Here is a 19026-nt window from a genome sequence, read left to right on the forward strand (position 1 = left end):
TGGATGGGCGTACCCATGGCATTGGCAGCATATCGACGGACCCGGCGCTTGTGGTTTTCCCGCGAGGGCTGGCAGCGGCGCCTGGTGTTCTGGGGCGGCGGTGTGCTGGTGGGCCTGGCGGCGGTGGTGTTCGCCGCCTTGGCGGACAAGGCGCAGGAGCTGTTCGGCGCCGCCAGCGCCGGGCGCCCGTGGCTGCCCCTGCTGCTGACACCAGCGGGCTTGGCGCTGTCGGCCTGGCTGACGCGAAGCTATTTCCCCAACGCCGGCGGCAGCGGCATTCCCCAGGCCATCGCCGCGCGTGAACTGCGCGACCAGCGGGAACGGACGGCTCTGGTGTCCATCCGCCTGGCGGTGGGCAAGATCGTGCTGACCCTGGTAGGGCTGGCGGTCGGCGCCTCCATCGGGCGCGAGGGGCCGACGGTGCAGGTGGGCGCCTCGCTCATGCACCGGGTGGGCGCCACCTTCGGCGGACGCTTCCCCGGGCTGCTGTTGGCCGGTGGCGCCGCCGGCGTGGCCGCCGCCTTCAACACGCCCCTGGCCGGCATCGTCTTCGCCATCGAGGAGATGGGGCGCGGCTTCGACATGCGCACGGGCGCCCTGGTGCTGGCCGCCGTGACCGTGGCCGGCGCCGCCCCCCTGGCCATCCAGGGCGATTATCTCTACTTCGGCCAAAGCACGGTCCACATGGCCACCTGGCAGGACTGGGTCCTGGTGCCGTTGTGCGGGGTGGTGGGCGGCCTGGCCGGCGGCGCCTTCAGCCGCGTGGTGGTGCGCATGGCCAAGGGGATCGGCCACTGGCCCGGCCAGGCCGGCCGCGCCGGGCGCTGGATCAAGGCCCACCCCGTCCCCTTCGCCGCGCTGTGCGGCCTGGTCCTGGCCCTGCTGGGCCTGGCCACCGGCGGCGACACCTATGGCACCGGCTACGCCCAGGCCAAGGCCCTGCTGGAGGCGGCATCCCATCCAGAGGCCGCCGCCGCCGTTTCCCCCGTCTTCGGGCCGGCCAAGTGGCTGGCCACCGCCCTGTCGTCCGTCAGCGGCATCCCAGGCGGCATCTTCTCCCCCTCGCTGGCCGTGGGGGCGGGGTTGGGCGCGGAACTGGGGCACCTGCTGCCCGGCGCCAATGCCGAAATCGCGGTGCTGGTGGGCATGGTCGCCTATTTCGCCGGGGTGGTGCAGGCGCCCATCACCGCCTTCGTCATCGTGCTGGAGATGACCGGCAACCACGCCATGGCGGTGCCCATCATGGCCGGCAGCCTGATCGGCTGCGGCGCCGCCCGCATGATGGGGGCGGAAGCGGTGTACCATGCCCTGTCCCACGGTTTCCTGGACCGGGCGCACAAGGCCATCGCGGCGCGCGGCCCCTCCGCCGCCCGCTGAGTTTTCCGATATCGTCGCCCGCACCATGTCCGCTCATGCGGACATGGTGTAACTTATTTTTGACATCACCCGATGTCTGGTATATTTAACATCATGTCCGCTATTCCTGACCCAGAGTGGAGAAGCCGCATGACGTTCCGGGAGAAAAGCGCGTTGGCCACGGCCCTTACGCTGTCGCTGGTTTACGGATTGTATGCCTGGCGGGCCTGGGGTGCCGGCCTCACCCGGGCGGAGGCGATTCCGGGCATGGTAGGCGTGGTCCTGGCGCAGGCCATCGTCGTGGTCGTGGCCCACATCGCGCTGGCCATCCACCGCCGGCCCGAACGACCGGATGAACGGGACCAGGCCGCCGCCCTCCATGGTCTACGCAATGCCTATTACGTCTTGCTGACGGGGGCCGTCGGCGTGCTGTGGCTGTCGCTGTGCGACACGCCCGGCCTGACCGTGGCCCATGCCATGCTGGCCTCGGTCGTGCTGGCGGAAATCGTGCGCCATGCCTCGCAAGTTCTGTTCTATCGGTGGGGATATTGACCCCAATGGGCCAGACCCCCATCCGCAACACCATCCGCACCCTACGCTTTCAAAACGGCGAGATGACGCAGCAGGCCCTGGCCGACCGCGTCGGCCTGACCCGCCAGACCATCATCGCCATTGAACAGGGCCGCTACTCCCCCTCGCTGGAGGCCGCCTTCCGCATCGCCTCCGTTTTCGGTGTGCCGCTAGAAGTGGTGTTCCAATACGATGGCCATAAGGATTGCTGAAGGTCAGGTGCTGACCAACGGCCTATACCGGGTTCGAAAATCCTGATCGTATATTGCATACGATAAAAATCCCGGCTGGAGCCCTTCACGCCATGATCCGATCTCTCGTCCGCGCCGTCCGCATGCGCCTTTTACTGGGCGCCGCCCTGCTGGCCAGCACCACCGCCCTCGCCGCCGGGCCGGTGAAGCCGGTCACCCAAGAGGGTGACGTGACGGTGAGGGATTTCACGTTCAGGACCGGGGAGACCCTGCCGGAGGTGCGGCTGCACTACACGACGCTGGGCACGCCGCACCGCGACGCCAAGGGCCGTGTCGACAACGCCATCCTGATCATGCACGGCACGGGGGGAACCGGCGCCCAGTTCCTGCGGCCGCAGTTCAGCGACGTGCTGTTCCAGCCCGGTGGGGTGCTGGACCCGGCACGCTATTACATCATCCTGCCCGACGATGTGGGCCACGGTCAGTCCAGCAAGCCCAGCGACGGCCCGCATGCCCATTTTCCCCAGTACGATTACGACGACATGGTGGCGCTGGAGCATCAACTGGTGACCAAGCTGGGCGTGGACCATCTGCGCCTGGTCATGGGCACCTCCATGGGCTGCATGCACGCCTTCGTCTGGGGTGAGACCTACCCCGACGCCATGGACGCGCTGATGCCCCTGGCCTGCCTGCCGCAGACCATCGCGGGCCGCAACCGCCTGTGGCGCCAGATGGCCATCGCCGCCATCAAGGCCGACCCGGCCTGGCAGGGGGGCGAGTACAAGACCCAGCCGCAGCAGGGTCTGCGCACCGCCGCCAGCCTGCTGGTCATCGCCGGCAGCGCGCCCATCCAGATGCAGAAGGCCTATCCCACGCGGGACGCGGCCGACCAGGCGGTGGAAACCCTGACCCACGCCCAGATGGACCACATCGACGCCAACGACCTGATTTACCAGCTGGACGCCTCACGTACCTATGATCCCTCACCCAAGCTGGAAACCATCAAGGCGCCGGTGCTGTGGATCAACTCCGGCGACGATTTCATCAATCCGCCGGAACTGGGCATCGCCGAGCAGCTGGTGAAGCGCATCCCCCACGGGCAGTTCATCCTGATCCCGGCCAGCGATCAGACCCACGGCCACGGCAGCCATACCTGGGCGGTGCTGTGGCAGGACAAGCTGGCCGATCTGCTGGCCCGGACGGCGGCCAAGGGCTGAGAACCCCAGGGCGTCAGTCGCCACAAGAGTAACAGGGCGCATTATTTCCCAAATAAAGTGCCCACACTCTTTAGTATAGCTTTGCGCCACATCAATCACAGACGGATAAAATAAAGGACAAAGGCCGCAAAACGCCGCCACCGCCAAGACTTGGCAGGAAGACGACATGCGCGACAACGGCCCCGTCACCCAGCAGGAAGTGCCCATCACCGATGGGGACATGTTGGTTTCCAGAACCGATGACAAAGGCCGGATCACCTTTGTCAATCAAACCTTTGTCGCCACCAGCGGGTTCAGCGAAGCGGAACTGCTGGGCGCGCCCCATAACCTGGTCCGGCATCCCGACATGCCCCAGGCCGCCTTCGCCGACCTGTGGGCCACGGTGCGGGCGGGCCAGCCTTGGGAAGGAGTGGTGAAAAACCGCGCCAAGTCGGGCGACCATTACTGGGTGCGAGCCAACGTCACCCCGGTGCAGGAGGACGGCCGCGTCACCGGCTATGTTTCCATCCGCACCAAACCCAGCCGGGCCGATGTGGCGGCGGCGGAGCGGCTATACGCCAGGCTGCGGCGGAGCGGACACGGCCTCCGGCTGGTGGGGGGCCAGGTCCTGCGCAGGGGGACCCTGCATGCGGCCCTGCGTTGGCTGGGTACGCTGGACGCCCGCCTGGCGGGCCTGGCCTTGATGCCCATCGCCGGACTGGGGGCCGTCGCGGCCGGGGCGCCGGTCGCGGCGGCGACGGCCTTTGCGGTGCCGGGCGCGCTGGTGCAGGCGGGGCTGCTGGCACGGCGCATCCGCGGCATCCTGCGGCAACAGCGCCAGGATATCGACGCCCTGATCCAGGGCGATCACCTGCACCTTATCGACCTGCCGGTCCTGCGGGACTTCCAGCCCGCCGCCGCCCGGCTGCGCGCCTTGCGCGCCATCCTGGCCTATCAGGCGCGCGAGCGCGCGGAATTGGAAACCCGGAGCCGGGAGGCCAGCCGCCGCGCCCTGCTGGAAACCTGCCAGCTGATCGAAAGCGACCTGGAGGCCACCTGGCGCGACATCAACCGAACCTCGGCGGAGGTCGAGTCCGCCGTGACCGGGCTGCTGGGCAACATCCAGGAGGTGCGCCAGGACACCGTGATGGTGGCCGCCGCCGCCGCGCAGGCCAGCGGCACCGCCACCACCGTGGCCGCGGCGGCGGAGCAGCAAGGGGCGGCCGGAACGGAGATCGCCAGCCAGGCGGCCCGCTCCAGCGACATCGCCCGCCGCGCGGTCGAGGATGCCCGCAACGCCGCCCGCGCCCTGCAGCGCATGGAAACCGCGACGGCGGAGGTGGGCCAGGTGTTGGCCCTGATTCATGACATCGCCAGCCAAACCAACCTTCTGGCGCTGAACGCCACCATAGAGGCGGCGCGCGCGGGCGAAGCCGGCCGGGGCTTCGCCATCGTGGCGGGGGAGGTGAAGACCCTGTCGGCCCAAACCGCCCGGGCGACGGACCAGATCGCCCGGCAGGTGGCCGATATCAGCGGCGCCGTGGACGGCAGCGTCCAGGCGCTGGATGCCGTCATCCGCACGATCGAGCGGATCGACCAGGCGGCCACGGCGACGGCGGCGGCGGTGGAGGAACAAGCCGCCGCGAATGCCGAGATCGGGCGCGGGGCCGCGCAATCGGCCGATGTCGCCAACCAGGTCTCGGGCAGCGTCGATCATATCCGGGGGCAGGCTGAAACCGTTTGCCTGGCCGCCGGCACGGTCAGCCGCCAGGTCGCCGCCACCAACCAGGCGGTCGGCGAGATGAAGACGCGCCTGTTGATGGTGCTGCGCCAATCGATGGCGGGGGACAGGCGGGAATTCGACCGCATCCCCTGCGATCTGCCAGCAGCCCTTACCCTGGAGGGCCGGCGCCTGACCGTCCGGATCACGGATCTGTCCCTGGGCGGGGCGGTGGCCCTGCCGGACGGGCGGGAGCCGGACGGGACAGAAATGGCCACGGTATCCGACAGGGCGACCGTGACCCTCCATCTGGACGGCGTCGGCGACCTGGCTTGCGACCTGGCCGGCCGCAGCCCCGCCGGCCTGCATGTGCGCTTCCTCGATCTGGACGGCGCGACCCGGGAGCGGCTGGCGGCGGTATACCACACCCTGATCGCGGCCGATGAAACGCTGATCACCGCCGCGCAGGGGGTCGCCGCCGGCATGGCCCGGGCCTTGGCCGAGGCACTGCGCGACGGGCGCATCAGCCAGGGCGCGTTGTTCGACCAGGGTTTGGAGCCCATTCCAGGCACGGTGCCGGAGCAGTTTACCGCCCCCTATACCGCGTTGGCGGACGCGGTGTTCCCGCCCTTGCAGGACCCGGTGCTGGACCTGGACCGGCGGATCGTCTTCTGTGTGGCGACGGCGGCCAACGGCTACGTGCCCACCCACAACACCGGCCAAGGAGCCCAAGACGGGGCCCGGGGCCGCCGCCGCTACATGGACCGTACGGCGCTGGCGGCGGCGCGCAACAACCGCCCTTTCCTGATCCAGGCCTATCACCGCGACGAGGGGGATGGCCGCACCCGGCGCATGAAGGAAATCGACTGCCCCATCGTGGTGAACCACCGCCTTTGGGGAAACGTGCGCCTTGGCTTCGAGTTCTAGGTTGGACAGGGGCTAAAACCCCGGGCGCAGCATGTCCGCCACATCCTCGACATGGCCGTCATTGCGTTCGGGCTGAATGCTCACCAGGCGGGCCAACAGGGGATAGACATCGACATTGGGGAATTCCGGCACCACGACGCCATGGCGGAAGGCGGGGCCGTGGGCCACGAACAGGGCGCGCATGGCGGGAAGCGCGTTGTCATACCCGTGCTCGCCCAGGGGGGCCGGCTTTTCCTTGCGCGCCGCCAGGACGGCATTGGTGGTGATCACCCATCCCTCGTCCGCCAGGCAGAGGATGGCGGGCACCCGGTCGTTATGCCCGTAGTGGAAACGCGCCGGGACGTCTTCGCGGCGCCAGCACTCCATATGGTCCTGCCGTCCCAGCAGGCGGGCCGCCACCTCCGGTCGGGCCGCGTCGACGCTGAGGGCGGCCAGCGGGCCGGTGGCGACCACATGCAGCGCGGTCACGTCCACCCGGTCGTCCAGCACGATGCGGCGGTCCGGCGACGTGGCGGTCATGCCATGGTCCGAAACGATGACCAGGTTCACCCCGTCGAACAGCCGCCGCCGCTTCAAGCCCTCCACCAGGCGGGCCAGCGCCTGGTCCACTTGGGCGGCGGCCGCGTCGGCTGCGGGGGTGGCCGGCCCGGCCTCATGCTCCGCATGGTCGACCTGGTCGAAATAGAGCGTAATGAAGGCGGGCCGCTGGTCGCCCGGCAGGTCCAGCCAGCCGAGCACGGTGTCCACCCGCTGGTCCGGCGTCATGTTGGCATCGAAGGGCAGCCAATGGTCGGGCCGCACACCCTGGATGGCAGCCTCCGACCCCGGCCAGAACAGGGTGGCGCTGTGCCGCCCCGCTTCCTGCACGCTCACCCACAGGGGGGTAGCCTGGTTCCACCAGCGGGCGTCGCCCGCGGTGTCGCGATCGCTGTAGGCGAAGCGCCCCAGCACCCCATCCTCCATATGGTTGTCCACAATACCGTGGTGATCGGGATAGAGCCCCGTCACCAGGGTGTAATGGTTGGGAAAGGTCAGTGTCGGGAAGGACGGCCGCATGGCCTGGGCCCTGACGCCGTCGGCCGCCAGGGCCGACAGCGTGGGCGTCTGCCCCCGGTCGATCAGATCGGCCCGGAAGCCATCAATGGACACCAGGATCAGCGGTGGCGGCACGGCATCGGCCACATAGGCCGGTGGGGGCGGCGCCGCGGCATCCGGCAGCGGCGCGCCATCCGGAATGTCGACGCAGCCGGCAAGGGCGGCCAATGCCCCCACGGCAAAAGCCAACCCCAGCCGTCGCCCCGGACCCCGGGTCCAATTCCCCATTATCGCCATGATGCCAACCCGCCCCCTGTTGCCTGCGCTGCTGCGGCACTGACACGCGGCAAGGCTGCGGCACCCGTCGGCAAAAAGGGGCGCGGGGGCGTCAGACGGCCGGGCGGACCGTCACCATGACGACACCATGCCCCGCCACCTCGGCGGTGTAGCTGCCCTTGGACGTGCCCTGGTCCTTGGCCAGCCACAGGTCGCGCACCTTGGCCGGCAGCTTCGCCGGATATCCCAGGTCCGCCCAGTTGACGGTGATCGTCGCGGGCGCCGTGCCCCGGTTCAGCAGGACGACAGCCCTGTCGCCGCTGGCCAGGGGGCGGGCCCACACCTCCAGGTCGCCCTGCTTGGCCACACGGCGGCCCTGGGCGCCCAGGGGATCCTGGTCCACCGCGATGACCTCGGTGTTGGTCAGGATGGCCTTGATGGCCGGCGTCATGTTGGTCAGGTCGTTGCCGGCGATGAGCGGGGCGGCCAGCACGGACCACAGGCTGAAGTGGGCGCGGTATTCGGTATCCGACATGCCGCCGTTGCCGACCTCCAGCATGTCGGGGTCGTTCCAATGGCCGGGGCCGGCGTAGGGATAGAGCTCCGCCATCTGGTCCAGGATGTCCATCACTCCAAGCGAATTGCCCTGCCGGCCCTGCCAGCCGTCGTAAATATCCCAGGTGCTGCGCCACAGGTTGCCGACGTTGCGGCCCCACAGCCAGGGCTTGGCGGTGCCCCATTCGCACATGCTGAAGACGATGTCGCGGCCCGAGGCGCGCAACGCGTCACTCATCAGGGTGTAGGCGGCCTTGGCATCCTGCGTGCCGGTGAAGCACCAATCGTATTTCAGGTAATCCACCCCCCAGGCGGCATATTGGGCCGCGTCCTGGTACTCATGCCCCAGGCTGCCCGGCCGCTCAGCGCAGGTCAGGCGGCCGGCATCGGAATAGATGCCGAACTTCAGACCCTTGGCATGGATGTAGTCGGCCAGCGCCCGGATGCCCGACGGAAAGCGCGCCGGGTCGGCCTGGATATCGCCATGGGCGTCGCGCGCGCCGTGCCAGCAATCATCGATCACCACGTACTTGTACCCCACGGCGGCCATGCCGCTGCTCACCAGGGCGTCGGCGGCCTTGCGGATGACCTCCTCGTTGATCTCGCAGGCGAACTTGTTCCAGGTGTTCCAGCCCATGGGCGGGGTCAGGGCCAGGCCGTTGGGCTGGCGGGGCGGCTCCTTACGATCCTCCGCCTTGGCCGGATGGCCCAGCGTCAGCAGCGGGATCAAAAGCAGGGCCGCCAGGGCCAAGATCATTTTTCGCACCGAACGTCTCCTCCGTTCCGGCCCCGTTATGCTGTGGGGCCCTTTGTTGGGCGGGATGCCGCCTTGCGCTTAATTATACGATTAATATGCCTTCATCACAATTCATTCCCTGATGCCAGACCATTCCCCCATGACAAAACCCCCGGGGACGGTGCCCCGGGGGTTTGTCCTTCACACCAGGCGGTGTGCGAAAGGTGCGTTACAGGTGCGGCATGTCCGGCTGGCCGGTGGCGCCACTGTCACCGGGTGCGGCGTCGCCCTCATCACCCTCCATCTTTTTATGATGGGAGGTGTGCTTGCCGGACTTCTTGGATGCCTTGTGGGCCTTGCCCTTGTCATCGTTGGGATCGTGCGGGGGCAAGGGCTGGACCACCGGCGGCTTCTCCGTCACCGCCGGGGCGGAGGGGGAGGCCATGGGGCCGGCCTGGTCCGACGGTGCCGGCGGCATGGTCGAGGGTGAGGACACGTCCGGGCTGCCACGGTCGGCAGGCAGGCTGTGGGCATTGGACGGGCTGGGGGTGGTGGCATCCGGGCCCGGCGGCTGCATTGATGGCGTCGACGGCATGGCATCCCCCGACTGCGGCGTCCCCGGCATGGGGGTGCCCTCCGGCGGCGCGATCTGCGCCCAGGCGACGGCGCTCAGAACGGGGGCGGACGCCAGCCCGGCGGCCAGGGTCAGCGCGGTCGCCGTGCGGGCCCATCCCGCGGTGGTCAACTTCGTGAACATGGGTCGTCCTCCATTCCTCAATTAAAGGGGCCTCATGAGAGGGGTGCCATCAAGGGAGCGGCCAAAGGTGGCGAAAAGAAGTCGCAACACAGCAAATAATGTGGTGTTGCTGGACCTATATCCTTTGCTCCGCCAAAGGCTTAACGCCAGCCCCCCCACTGGCTTGAACTCGTATCCGCACTGAAACGCCCCGGGGAACCATCCGGTTCCACCGGGGCGCGCATTACCCGGCGGGCGTCATTGCGCCCCTATCGGGATTAGCCGTGTGGGTGGGCCACCCGGTGGTGGACATGGTGCACGGCATGATGATGGTGATGGTGGTGATGATGGGGACGGTGAGCCGCCCGGTGGTGGACCACCTCCGCCTGGGCGCTGCCCGCCGTCATCAGCGGCGCCAACGCCAGGCCGAAGGCCAAGGCCAGGGCAGCGATCCCGCGACGGCGCCAGGATTGGCCGACGGGCGACGGACCGCTGGTGGTGGGGCGGGTCAGGACGGGCATGATCTCGATCCTTCTGACAGAAACATATCCCGGTGCTTCCGGGCCCTTTCAGAAGACCGCCCAAAGGTGGCGAAAAAACGCCGCGCCGCGGGATTCAATAAGACCATGCCATGGCGGGCCGCCGGCCCCGCCCCGTGGCCCGGCGCAAATTCCGTGCGCTTTAGGCCGATTTATGGGCCAGACCTTCCACCTTTGGGGAAGATCATGATCATTTGTTATAAGTGCCCGCTTGCAAATTTCACTGACGATCCCGGCCGGCGGATTGTACTGTCGGCGCCGTCTGCGAATTCAAGGAGTGGCCATGTCCGGCGCCGAGCACACTGCCCCCGCCATCCATCCCGAACTGAAGCGCCTGCGCGACAGCATCGATAACATCGATGCCGCCCTGATCTACATGCTGGCGGAACGCTTCAAGTGCACCCAGCAAGTGGGGGCGCTGAAAGCGCGCATCGACCTGCCGAGCAGCGACCCGGGCCGGGAGGCGGCGCAAATCGAACGACTGCGCCGCCTGGCCGAGGGGGCGAACCTGGACCCCGATTTCGCGACCAAGTTCCTGACCTTCATCATCAAGGAGGTTATCCGCCACCACGACAGCTTCCGGGCGGCGGATCAGGCCTAAAACCACGATCAGGGACTGTGGGGCTGGGGCGCATCATTCGTGTGCCCCGGTGCCGGTTGCGGCTTCTGCGGCTCCGGATGATGCTGGGGCGGCTGCGGGTGCTGTTGCGGCGGGGGGGCGTGCGGCGGCTCCGGCCGCGCCTGGGGCGGCGGCATGTGGGGCGGAGGCATGTGCGGCGCTTCGGCCCGATGCTCCACGTTCATATGGGGCGCCGGCTCCGGCGGTGATTGCGGCCGCATCTGGGGCCCCTCCGGCCGGCCGGCTGGAGGGGGAGCGTCGCGCCGGAAATCCCGCTGAAAATCCCGCTGGGGCCGTTCAGGCTGGTGCGCCGGCTGCGACTGAGGTTGCGGCTGGGCCGGCGCCGGGTGCTGTGGCGCCTGGGCGGGGGAATGGGGCGCCGACGGTTCCGCCGACGGGCCGGGGCGACCGTGCCAGGCGGGCGGGCCGGGCGGCTGGTTGTGGTTGGCCAAGGGTGGCAGCGGGCCCGCACCGGACGGGCCGGACTGCGTCATAGGCCGCCCCTGCGCCGCAGCGTTGGGCCCTGAAGAGATGGGGCCCGGAGAATTAGGATGGAAGCCCGGCTCATCGGCGCGACGGTCCAGGGCGCGCATACCCCCGGCATGATCGAACCCCGGCCTGTCACCCCGCGGATCGCCAGGGCGGAAGGCGCCTGCCTGCGCGGCGTCGGGACGCGGCCCAGCGCCAGGCCCCCGCAGGTCCAATGGATGCGGCGGACCGCCCGGCGGATGGGGCTGGAACTGAGGGCCGGGGCTAGGCGGGGGCTGGCCACCCCCCATGCCGGGCGGCGGCCCCGGCAGGTGCATGCGCTGCGCCAGTTGAGGCGTGACGCCCAGGGTGGCGGCCGTCGGCTGCAATGGAGGCCGCCCCACCACCATGCGGGCGTCGGCGAACTGCCGGCCATCCCAGGGGCGCGCACCGCCGTCACGGGGGCCGAGGCGCCCCGCGACCATGGCGTCAGCCGGCATCATCGAGGCGCCGCGGCGATTGGCGAAGTTGTTGATGGTGATATTGGTGACGTTCGTGACGTTGGTGACATTGTGGATGACCGTGATGTCGCGCACCACCGGCCTGTTCACGTATTCGACATAGCGCGGGCTGGTCCGATACCAGGGATGGTAGGGCTCCTGCCAACCCAACGGGCACCAGCCGACCGGGGGATGATCGGCGTAATGAGGCCCGCCGATGGAAACCCCGATGGCCACGCCCGCCCCGAAGAACGCCACCAGCGCCGGGGCATAGACCGGCGGGGGCGGCGGGCCGACGCTGACCACGGCACCCGCTGGGGCCCACGCCCAACGGCCGCCGACATCCACCCAGCGTCCGTAATGGAATGGGGCGAAGCCCCAGGGCGCATTGTCGATCCAGGTCCACCCCCAGGGCGCGACGTAGGCCCAATGGCCATCGCGGTAGGGAACCCAGCCGGGATCCACTTGGGGATACCAGACCTGGCCGTACTGGGGTGACGCCTGCCAACTGCCGTAGTCATCCAGGTCGTCGGCGCCGGGCATGGCGGCCACCACCGCTGGCGGCGTGGACGAACCGACGCGGTCGGCCCGCAGCATGGCGACCAGGAAGGAATCATGATCGGCGGGGCGGACATCGACATTGGGCGGAGTGTCGCCCGTGATCTCCCCGGTCTGGCCGCCGTTGAGGCTGAGGGACAATCCCTGCCCGCTGACGCGCGCCGCCCCCTCCAGCACGGTGACGCGCGTCGGGGTTTCGGTGTCGCCGGCCACGACCTCATAACGGCCGGGGGCGTCCAGCATCACGGTGCCGCGCGGCGTGCGCACGCTGTAGCTTTCGCCTGGGAGCAGGCCCCGGATCCGGACGTAGACGCGCCCCTGCGCCAGGTCGGCGCTCATGTTGCGGTCGTCCAGCGTGTCGATGTCCAACTCGGTGGCGCCATCCATCACCAGGCGGGTGGTGGACACGTCCACGGTGGCGCTGGATCCAGGCTCGGTCCACAGGGCGTTGCCGCTGGTCAGCGGATAGTTGGGGATGGCGGGATCCCACTGCGTTCCATCGGCGGTGTGGAAGGACACGGTGCCCTGCACCCGCGCCAGGCGCCCGACCCGGGCGGGCGGGTCACCGGCGTACTGGTCGCCGCCATCGTCATAGGCGGATGGTCCTTCCTGGGCCCGCGCCACGCCGCTTATCACGGGGGAGAAAGCCAATAAAACCGCCAGCGCGGTCATGGTGCCGCGCAGAACGGCGGAGCGCCGGGGCACGATGAAACTGGACATGATGGCGGAATCCACCCTGGTTATCCTTGATCGCTGTCAGGCTGCACCCCGATGGTGGCATAACTGCGCCGAATGATGGCCCCTATTTGGACAGGACGCGATTCATGTTGCCCGGCGCCAAAGGGCGCGCGCACAGTGCGGCCCCGCGCCAAGGCTCCAAATGGGCGCACCCAGCCGGCGGGCGGGTCCGAGTGAATGGGATTGAGATCATGCAGCAGTCTTTGGATACGGTTTCCCCCGACAAGGTCTCCTTGGAAACAGTCCGGGGCATGTTCGAAGCCGACAACGCCCCGCTCGTCCCCCGGGTCCGGGCCTTCCTGGCCAATGTGCTGCGCACACCCGTCTCACATGCCCGCTTCATGAACGAGCTGTCGCTCATGGAGCATATGGGCAGCAACAAGATCATGGCGACCCAGCATGGCCCCGGCATGGACCTGCCGACGCTGAAGCACCTGGCGGAAGAAGCCCGCCACGCCTTCTTCTTCAAGCGCCAGGCCGAGGCGGTGGCCCGCCGGCCGTTGGACTATGTCCAGGCCGATCTGCTGTCCCCCGCCGCGGGGCGGCTTTACTTCCAGAAACTGGACCTTGGCGTGGAGCAGGCGTTGCCGGGTGAGCCGCCCCGCTCGAAGGTGTTGTACCTGCACGTGTCGCTGATTGTGGAATTCCGCGCCGTGTGGTTCTACCACCTGTATGAGACGGCGCTACGCCAGGCGGGATCGCGGATCTCGCTGAAAAGCCTGCTGGCGGAAGAGCAAGGCCACCTGGGCGACATGGCGGCACGGCTGAAGGCGCTGGGCGCCTGGGACCCGGCGCGCCTGGGCCGGATGTGCGCCCTGGAAACCGCCCTGTTCGGCACGCTGTTGGGCCGCCTGGAGCGCGCGGTGGCGCCGCCGGTGGCCGTGGCCGCCTAAAGCCCACCCTCCAGCAACAGCGGCCAGGCCTGGGCGTTGCGCTCGGCGAACAAGCGTAGGTGCCCGATGGCCTTCGCCCCAACCTCCGCCGGGGTTATGACACGGTGGCGGATGGTCGCGGCCGGATAGAATTCCGCCAACCGGCGCACCCGTTCCGGCGGCATCATGTCATCGTCCGCGATGCCGACCAAGGTCACCGATCCGGTCATGCGGCCCGGCACCGGATGGGGCATGGTCCGCCCCCAATCCGCCCGATAGAAGCCACGCGACACGCACCAGCGCCGCCATTGCCAGAACACCCCCTTGGGCAGATCAGCGCCCAGGCCCAGCAACCGCCCCGGCAGATAGCCGCACATCAGGGTCGCCAGCGGCCCCAGCAGGAACCAGAAGGCGATGACCGAAGGCATGTAGCGCCACGGATGCTTGGTCCAATGGGCCGGGCCGGACGCCACGGCGATCAACCGCGCGACGCGTCCGGCGCTGGCATGGAAGGGCAGGCACAGGCCGCCCAATGAATGGCCGACGACCCAAATCTCGGCCCGGGGATAGCGCTGGCACATATGATCCAGCGCCGCAGCCTGGTCGACCACCCCCCATACGGCCATGGTGGCATCGGACCGGTTGACCGCACCGGCGGCGGAGGCACCGAAATCCCGGTAATCATAGGTCAGAACCGCCGCGTCCTTGGCAACGGCGAGCCAGGCGGCGAAGCGGCGATAGTAGTCGCGCGGCACACCCGTCGCCCCATGCAGGACGATCGCCAGCGCGGGCTCTTGCCCATGGAGCGGCAGTGTCAGCCGGCCGGCCAACCGGGCGCCATCCGGGGTGTGGAGGTCCACCGCCTGTTCCACCACGTCCTCCGCCATCAATCCCCCCTGTCGCCTGGTTCGCGATCTATTCTATGGTGATCGCCATAGAATGGTTATCACTAGACCGACCGACATACAATTGGCATGAAGGGGCATGCCACGCCTGTCCGATGCCAAGAAACACTTCGTCGATACCGCCGTGACCTTGTTCCGGCGCAGGGGCTACAACGGCGTCGGCCTGAATGAGATCATCGCCGTCAGCGGCGCCCCGAAGGGCTCGTTCTACCATCACTTCCCCGGCGGCAAGGAAGAACTGGCGGAAGAGGCGGCCCGGCTGGCGGGCCACCGCATCGGCCGTATTATCGACCAGGCGTTCGCCGACGCCGCCACCTTCGCCGATGGCGTGCACGCCCTGGCCGATACCATCGCCGACTGGTTCGAGGCGTCGGACTGGCGCGACGGCTGTCCCGTCACCGCCCTGGTCATTGGCGCCATACCCGAGTCCACCCGCCTGTCCGCCGTGGTGGCGGACGTGCTGGAGGATTGGGCGACACGCACGGCGGGACATGCCGAGCGTCTGGGGGTCAGCGATCCGCGCGAACGCGCGGCGCAATTCTTCATCGCGCTGGAGGGCGCGTGGCTGCTGGCGCGGGTGCAGCGTAGCCGCGCGCCGTTCCGGTTGGCCGCGGCCATGGTTTTGTAGGCCAAGCGGTGGCCTGGCTGAATATAAGGCAGACGATTTTCCCGTTAACAGATTAATATTGCTGCGATTCACGCCTATGGATTGCATTCCTTCCTGGGCGCGCTAGCATGACGCCAACGGGTCGGTTGGCGGGGTTGGGTTTTGATCAAGTGGGCGAAAGGGGCCTTGGGCCTGGCCGTCGTGGCCGCGGTGGTCGCCGGGTGGAACCTGGCCAGTGTCACCCTGCCCGTGGCGCGCGCCTTGGGCCAGGATCCCGCCAACCGCACCGTCCATGTCGTGGCCTACCACCGCGCCCTGATCCTGCCGGGTACGCTGGTGGTGGACGTATGGGGCGCCCAGCGCACGGCCACGCCGGAGGATGTCCTGCGTGTCCTGTTGCAAGCCGCCGCCGCGCTGAACGAACACAGCTACGACACGATCGTCCTCGCCTACCGGGGCGCCCCCCGGTTCATCCTGCCCGGATTTTATTTCCGGCAACTGGGGCATGACTACGGCCAGGGCCAGAACATCGCCGCCCTGATCCGCACCCTGCCCCAGAACGTCCGCACCCTGGATGGCGGCGCCGCGTTCGAAACCTGGACCGGGGGCATGCTGGGCGTGCTGGATCGGCAAATGGACGACGTGAAAACCTTGAGCCGCCGGTGGTGGATGGACCCGCACAGTTCATAAGCTGGCGCAGGTCCGTCAGGGCCAGCGCTCCACCGACAGGTGGACGCCGCCCACCTCCCGGCCCAGGCGCGTCAACGTGTCGGCGGTCACCAGGGCGGCGTCCAAACCGGTGACGCCATAACGCCCCATCAGCAGGCTGGAGGGGAACCACCACCAGACCTGGTCCCGCGACAGGCCGGGATGGCCGGCCAGATAGGCGTCGGTCGCGCGGTCGATGTCATCCAGCAGCGCGGGGGCCATCCCCCATTCCGCATAGAGATCGCCGATGGCCTGCCGCAATTGGGCGGCGTTCTGCCGGCGGGCGGCCAGGATGGCGTCCACCGTGGCGCCGCCCAAATCTGGCGGCGTGACCGTCACGCCATCCCGCGACAGGTCGGGCAACTGGCCGCGTATCGCCTCCATCTCCCGGGTCAGCCGGGCGCGTGCGTCCGGCGTGTCGCGCGGATCCAGGCTGTTGGTGGAATGGAACTCCACCACCGCCCCGGGCGCCACCTCCTTGCGCCGCCCCGCCAGAAAGGGAAGCAGGGCGCAGGCCGAGGCGCAGCGCCCCTGGACCCTGACATCCAGCCCACGGTCATGGATCAGCCGCGCCATGGCCAGGGCGACCATCACGTCGCCGCCGCCGGAGTCCAGCACCAGGGTCCGCGTCTCCGCCGTCAGGTTGCGGGCCAGCAGGTCGGCATCCCCCAGCGGGTGTTCCCCCGGCAGGAAGCGCCGCGGCAGGATCTCACCGCGAAAGGCCAAGGTCGCCGGGTCCACCCGCTGCCAGGCCCGGTCCTGGTACATCACCTGGGACCGCGCCTGGGTGGCGGGGAAGAGGAGGATGCCCGCCCACAGGATGCGCAGCACCAACCAGAACGGCCGCCCCGTCACTGGGCATGCCCTGGGCTGGGGGCATGCCAAGGGCTGGCGGATGCAGGAGGGCGAAAGCGGTGCATTGCGGGCCCGTACTGGTTGCGGCCAGCGCATCGCGGGACATCCGCATGGAACTGACACGATAGCTTGTTAGTCTATTCCCATCGCCCGGCCCATCGATAGATCGGCCAAGGGTGTACCCCCCATCGAGGAGAGATCGCATGGCCCAGTTGAAGCGCACCGCGAATGCCGTTTGGCATGGCACCGGCAAGGACGGCGACGGCGCCTTGACGACGCAGAGCGCCACCCTGTCCAGCGTGCCCTATTCCTACATCGCCCGCTTCGGCGACGGCAAAGGCACCAACCCGGAAGAGCTGATCGCCGCCGCCCACGCCGGCTGCTTCAGCATGGCGCTGGCCTTCATGCTCTCGGGCGCCGGTTTCACCCCGGAAGAAATCAAGTCCGACGCCCTGCTGACCATGGAAGGCGAGGGCGCCGGCTGGCGCATTTCCGCCATCAAGCTGACGGTGCGCGCCAAGGTGCCCGGCATCGAGGCCGGCAAGTTCCAGGACATCGCCGCCGAGGCCAAGGCCAACTGCCCAGTGTCCCGCGTGCTGAACGCCGAGATCACGCTGGACGCCGCGTTGGCTTGATCGCCACAGCGCACAAACGAAACGGGCGGGTGCCGCGAGGCCCCGCCCGTTTCATGTCGATACCAAAACAGCCCTTACTCGGCCGCTTCCGTCCGGCGGGGCTGACCGGTGCGGGAGGCCTTCAGGCCCTCAGCCACCAGGAAGGCCAGCTCCAAGGCCTGGTTGGCGTTCAGGCGCGGATCGCAGGCGGTGTGGTAGCGCTGGGCCAGCGCATGCTCCGTGATGGCCTGGGCACCGCCCGTGCATTCCGTCACGTCCTGGCCCGTCATCTCGAAATGCACGCCACCGGCATGCACGCCCTCCGCCCGGCAGGCGTCGAAGAAGCCCCGCACCTCGGCCAGGATACGCTCGAACGGGCGCGTCTTGTAGCCGGTGGCGGACTTGATAGTGTTGCCGTGCATGGGGTCGCAGCTCCACACCACGGTACGGCCTTCGTCGCGCACGCGGCGCAGCAGCGGCGCCAGCTTGTCCCCCACCTTGTCATGACCCATGCGGGCGATCAGGGTCAGGCGGCCGGCCTCGTCCATCGGGTTCAGGATGTCGATCAGGCGGATCAACTCATCCGGATCGGTGGTCGGACCGCACTTCAGGCCAATGGGGTTCTTCACACCGCGCAGGAATTCCACATGGGCCCCGTCGGGCTGGCGGGTGCGATCACCGATCCACAGCATGTGGGCGGAAACGTCGTACCAATCGCCCGTCGTGCTGTCGATGCGGGTCAGCGCCTGCTCATACGGCAGCAACAGCGCCTCGTGGCTGGTGAAGAACTCCGTCTCGCGGATCTGGGCCGTGGTTTCCGCCGTGATGCCGCACGCGGCCATGAAGGCCAGCGTCTCATCCAGGCGGTTGGCCAGATCGCGATACCGCTCGCCCTGGGGGCTGCGGTCAACGAAGCCAAGGTTCCACTGGTGCACCTTGTGCAGGTCGGCATAGCCGCCCTGGGCGAAGGCGCGCAGCAGGTTCAGGGTGCTGGCGGCCTGGTTGTAGGCCTGCACCATGCGTTCCGGATCCGGCACCCGCGCGTCGGCGGTGAAGTCGAAGCCGTTGATGATGTCGCCCCGGTATGAGGGCAGCGCGGTGCCACCGATCTCCTCCAGGTCGGCGGAGCGCGGCTTGGCGAACTGGCCGGCCATGCGGCCAACCTTCACCACCGGGGTGGCGCCACCGAAGGTCAGCACCACCGCCATCTGCAGCATCACGCGGAAGGTGTCGCGGATGTTGTTGGGGTGGAATTCAGCGAAGCTTTCGGCACAGTCGCCGCCCTGCAGCAGGAACCCCTGGCCCTTGGCCACCCGCGCCAGATGATCCTTCAGGCGCCGGGCCTCGCCGGCGAAGACCAAGGGGGGATAATTGGCCAGGCGGGCCTCCACGGCTTCCAGGCGCTGCATGTCTGGATATGACGGCATCTGCCGCACTTCCCGAGACCGCCAGCTATCGGGCGCCCAGCGCCCCGCCTTTTCCAGTGCCATGACCCACCTCGTGAAACCTGAAAACCGCCCCGTATCCCAAGACGTTAAGAGTAGCGCCGGGGGATTACCCAGGTCGCGGGCGGAAGCCCCCCTCAAGTCTGGCAACAAGCCGGTCTCGTTATGTACTGCCCCATTTTATACTTTTCCAGTCTTCTTGGGGGCTTTTTGCGCATTACTGTTACCCGGCAAATGCGGTTGCCGATGCCGCCCGTCCTTGAACCACCCCACCTATCCAGATGGCATTGCGTAGGCCTA

Annotated in this window: 18 protein-coding genes; 10 read left to right on the forward strand and 8 right to left on the reverse strand. The window is 68.4% G+C overall.

The window, feature by feature from the left end:
- Window positions 1-48 precede the first annotated feature (48 nt).
- The 5 genes from ULB03_RS17945 (at window position 49) to ULB03_RS17965 (ending at window position 5960) form a co-directional block, all read left to right on the forward strand.
- A complete protein-coding gene (locus tag ULB03_RS17945) occupies window positions 49-1377 on the forward strand; it encodes a chloride channel protein (RefSeq protein WP_322484476.1) in 1329 nt (442 codons plus the stop codon).
- Between the two features lie 129 nt (window positions 1378-1506).
- Window positions 1507-1908, forward strand: coding sequence for a hypothetical protein (locus tag ULB03_RS17950; RefSeq protein WP_322484477.1), 402 nt, complete (start codon window positions 1507-1509; stop codon window positions 1906-1908).
- Between the two features lie 5 nt (window positions 1909-1913).
- Window positions 1914-2138, forward strand: a complete 225-nt coding sequence (locus ULB03_RS17955) for a helix-turn-helix transcriptional regulator (protein WP_416211158.1) — start codon at window positions 1914-1916, stop codon at window positions 2136-2138.
- 92 nt (window positions 2139-2230) lie between these two features.
- Complete coding sequence (locus tag ULB03_RS17960) at window positions 2231-3334, forward strand: alpha/beta fold hydrolase (RefSeq protein WP_322484478.1); 1104 nt, start codon at window positions 2231-2233, stop codon at window positions 3332-3334.
- A gap of 166 nt (window positions 3335-3500) precedes the next feature.
- On the forward strand, window positions 3501-5960 hold the full coding sequence (locus ULB03_RS17965) for a methyl-accepting chemotaxis protein (RefSeq protein ID WP_322484479.1): 2460 nt from the start codon (window positions 3501-3503) through the stop codon (window positions 5958-5960).
- Window positions 5961-5972: 12 nt separating this feature from the next.
- On the opposite strand, the gene ULB03_RS17970 is transcribed toward ULB03_RS17965, so the two are convergent.
- From ULB03_RS17970 to ULB03_RS17985, 4 genes are all read right to left on the reverse strand, one after another.
- Window positions 5973-7232, reverse strand: a complete 1260-nt coding sequence (locus tag ULB03_RS17970) for an alkaline phosphatase family protein (RefSeq protein ID WP_322484480.1) — start codon at window positions 7230-7232, stop codon at window positions 5973-5975.
- 151 nt (window positions 7233-7383) lie between these two features.
- Window positions 7384-8583 (reverse strand): glycoside hydrolase family 27 protein, encoded by a 1200-nt coding sequence (locus tag ULB03_RS17975; RefSeq protein ID WP_322485226.1) that lies wholly within the window; start codon window positions 8581-8583, stop codon window positions 7384-7386.
- A gap of 208 nt (window positions 8584-8791) precedes the next feature.
- Window positions 8792-9319: a hypothetical protein gene (locus tag ULB03_RS17980; protein ID WP_322484481.1), complete on the reverse strand. Its 528-nt coding sequence runs from the start codon at window positions 9317-9319 to the stop codon at window positions 8792-8794.
- Window positions 9320-9576: 257 nt separating this feature from the next.
- Window positions 9577-9819 carry a hypothetical protein gene (locus tag ULB03_RS17985; protein WP_322484482.1) on the reverse strand — a complete coding sequence of 81 codons (243 nt, stop codon included), beginning with the start codon at window positions 9817-9819 and terminating at the stop codon, window positions 9577-9579.
- Between the two features lie 301 nt (window positions 9820-10120).
- On the opposite strand from ULB03_RS17985, the gene ULB03_RS17990 reads away from it, so the two are divergent.
- On the forward strand, window positions 10121-10438 hold the full coding sequence (locus tag ULB03_RS17990; protein WP_322484483.1) for a chorismate mutase: 318 nt from the start codon (window positions 10121-10123) through the stop codon (window positions 10436-10438).
- A gap of 8 nt (window positions 10439-10446) precedes the next feature.
- On the opposite strand, the gene ULB03_RS17995 is transcribed toward ULB03_RS17990, so the two are convergent.
- A complete protein-coding gene (locus ULB03_RS17995; protein WP_322484484.1) occupies window positions 10447-12702 on the reverse strand; it encodes a DUF6600 domain-containing protein in 2256 nt (751 codons plus the stop codon).
- A gap of 209 nt (window positions 12703-12911) precedes the next feature.
- On the opposite strand from ULB03_RS17995, the gene ULB03_RS18000 reads away from it, so the two are divergent.
- A complete protein-coding gene (locus ULB03_RS18000; RefSeq protein ID WP_322484485.1) occupies window positions 12912-13613 on the forward strand; it encodes a hypothetical protein in 702 nt (233 codons plus the stop codon).
- Here the strand turns inward: ULB03_RS18000 and ULB03_RS18005 are convergent.
- Complete coding sequence (locus tag ULB03_RS18005; protein WP_322484486.1) at window positions 13610-14479, reverse strand: alpha/beta hydrolase family protein; 870 nt, start codon at window positions 14477-14479, stop codon at window positions 13610-13612. The two genes, ULB03_RS18000 and ULB03_RS18005, sit on opposite strands and share 4 nt — an antisense overlap.
- Window positions 14480-14576: 97 nt before the next feature.
- On the opposite strand from ULB03_RS18005, the gene ULB03_RS18010 reads away from it, so the two are divergent.
- Window positions 14577-15125, forward strand: a complete 549-nt coding sequence (locus tag ULB03_RS18010) for a TetR/AcrR family transcriptional regulator (protein ID WP_322484487.1) — start codon at window positions 14577-14579, stop codon at window positions 15123-15125.
- Between the two features lie 165 nt (window positions 15126-15290).
- Window positions 15291-15794 carry a hypothetical protein gene (locus ULB03_RS18015; protein ID WP_322484488.1) on the forward strand — a complete coding sequence of 168 codons (504 nt, stop codon included), beginning with the start codon at window positions 15291-15293 and terminating at the stop codon, window positions 15792-15794.
- Window positions 15795-15809: 15 nt separating this feature from the next.
- Here ULB03_RS18015 and ULB03_RS18020 read toward each other — a convergent pair whose 3' ends face one another.
- Entirely contained in the window at window positions 15810-16667 is an 858-nt protein-coding gene (locus ULB03_RS18020; RefSeq protein WP_322484489.1) for a hypothetical protein, read from the reverse strand.
- Window positions 16668-16870: 203 nt separating this feature from the next.
- Here ULB03_RS18020 and ULB03_RS18025 point away from each other — a divergent pair, with 203 nt between their 5' ends.
- Window positions 16871-17302, forward strand: coding sequence for an OsmC family protein (locus tag ULB03_RS18025; protein WP_322484490.1), 432 nt, complete (start codon window positions 16871-16873; stop codon window positions 17300-17302).
- Between the two features lie 74 nt (window positions 17303-17376).
- On the opposite strand, the gene ULB03_RS18030 is transcribed toward ULB03_RS18025, so the two are convergent.
- Window positions 17377-18771, reverse strand: a complete 1395-nt coding sequence (locus tag ULB03_RS18030) for a class II 3-deoxy-7-phosphoheptulonate synthase (RefSeq protein WP_322484491.1) — start codon at window positions 18769-18771, stop codon at window positions 17377-17379.
- Window positions 18772-19026 lie beyond the last annotated feature (255 nt).

It is taken from the genome of Nitrospirillum goiasense, from assembly GCF_034427435.1.
GTDB lineage: Bacteria > Pseudomonadota > Alphaproteobacteria > Azospirillales > Azospirillaceae > Nitrospirillum.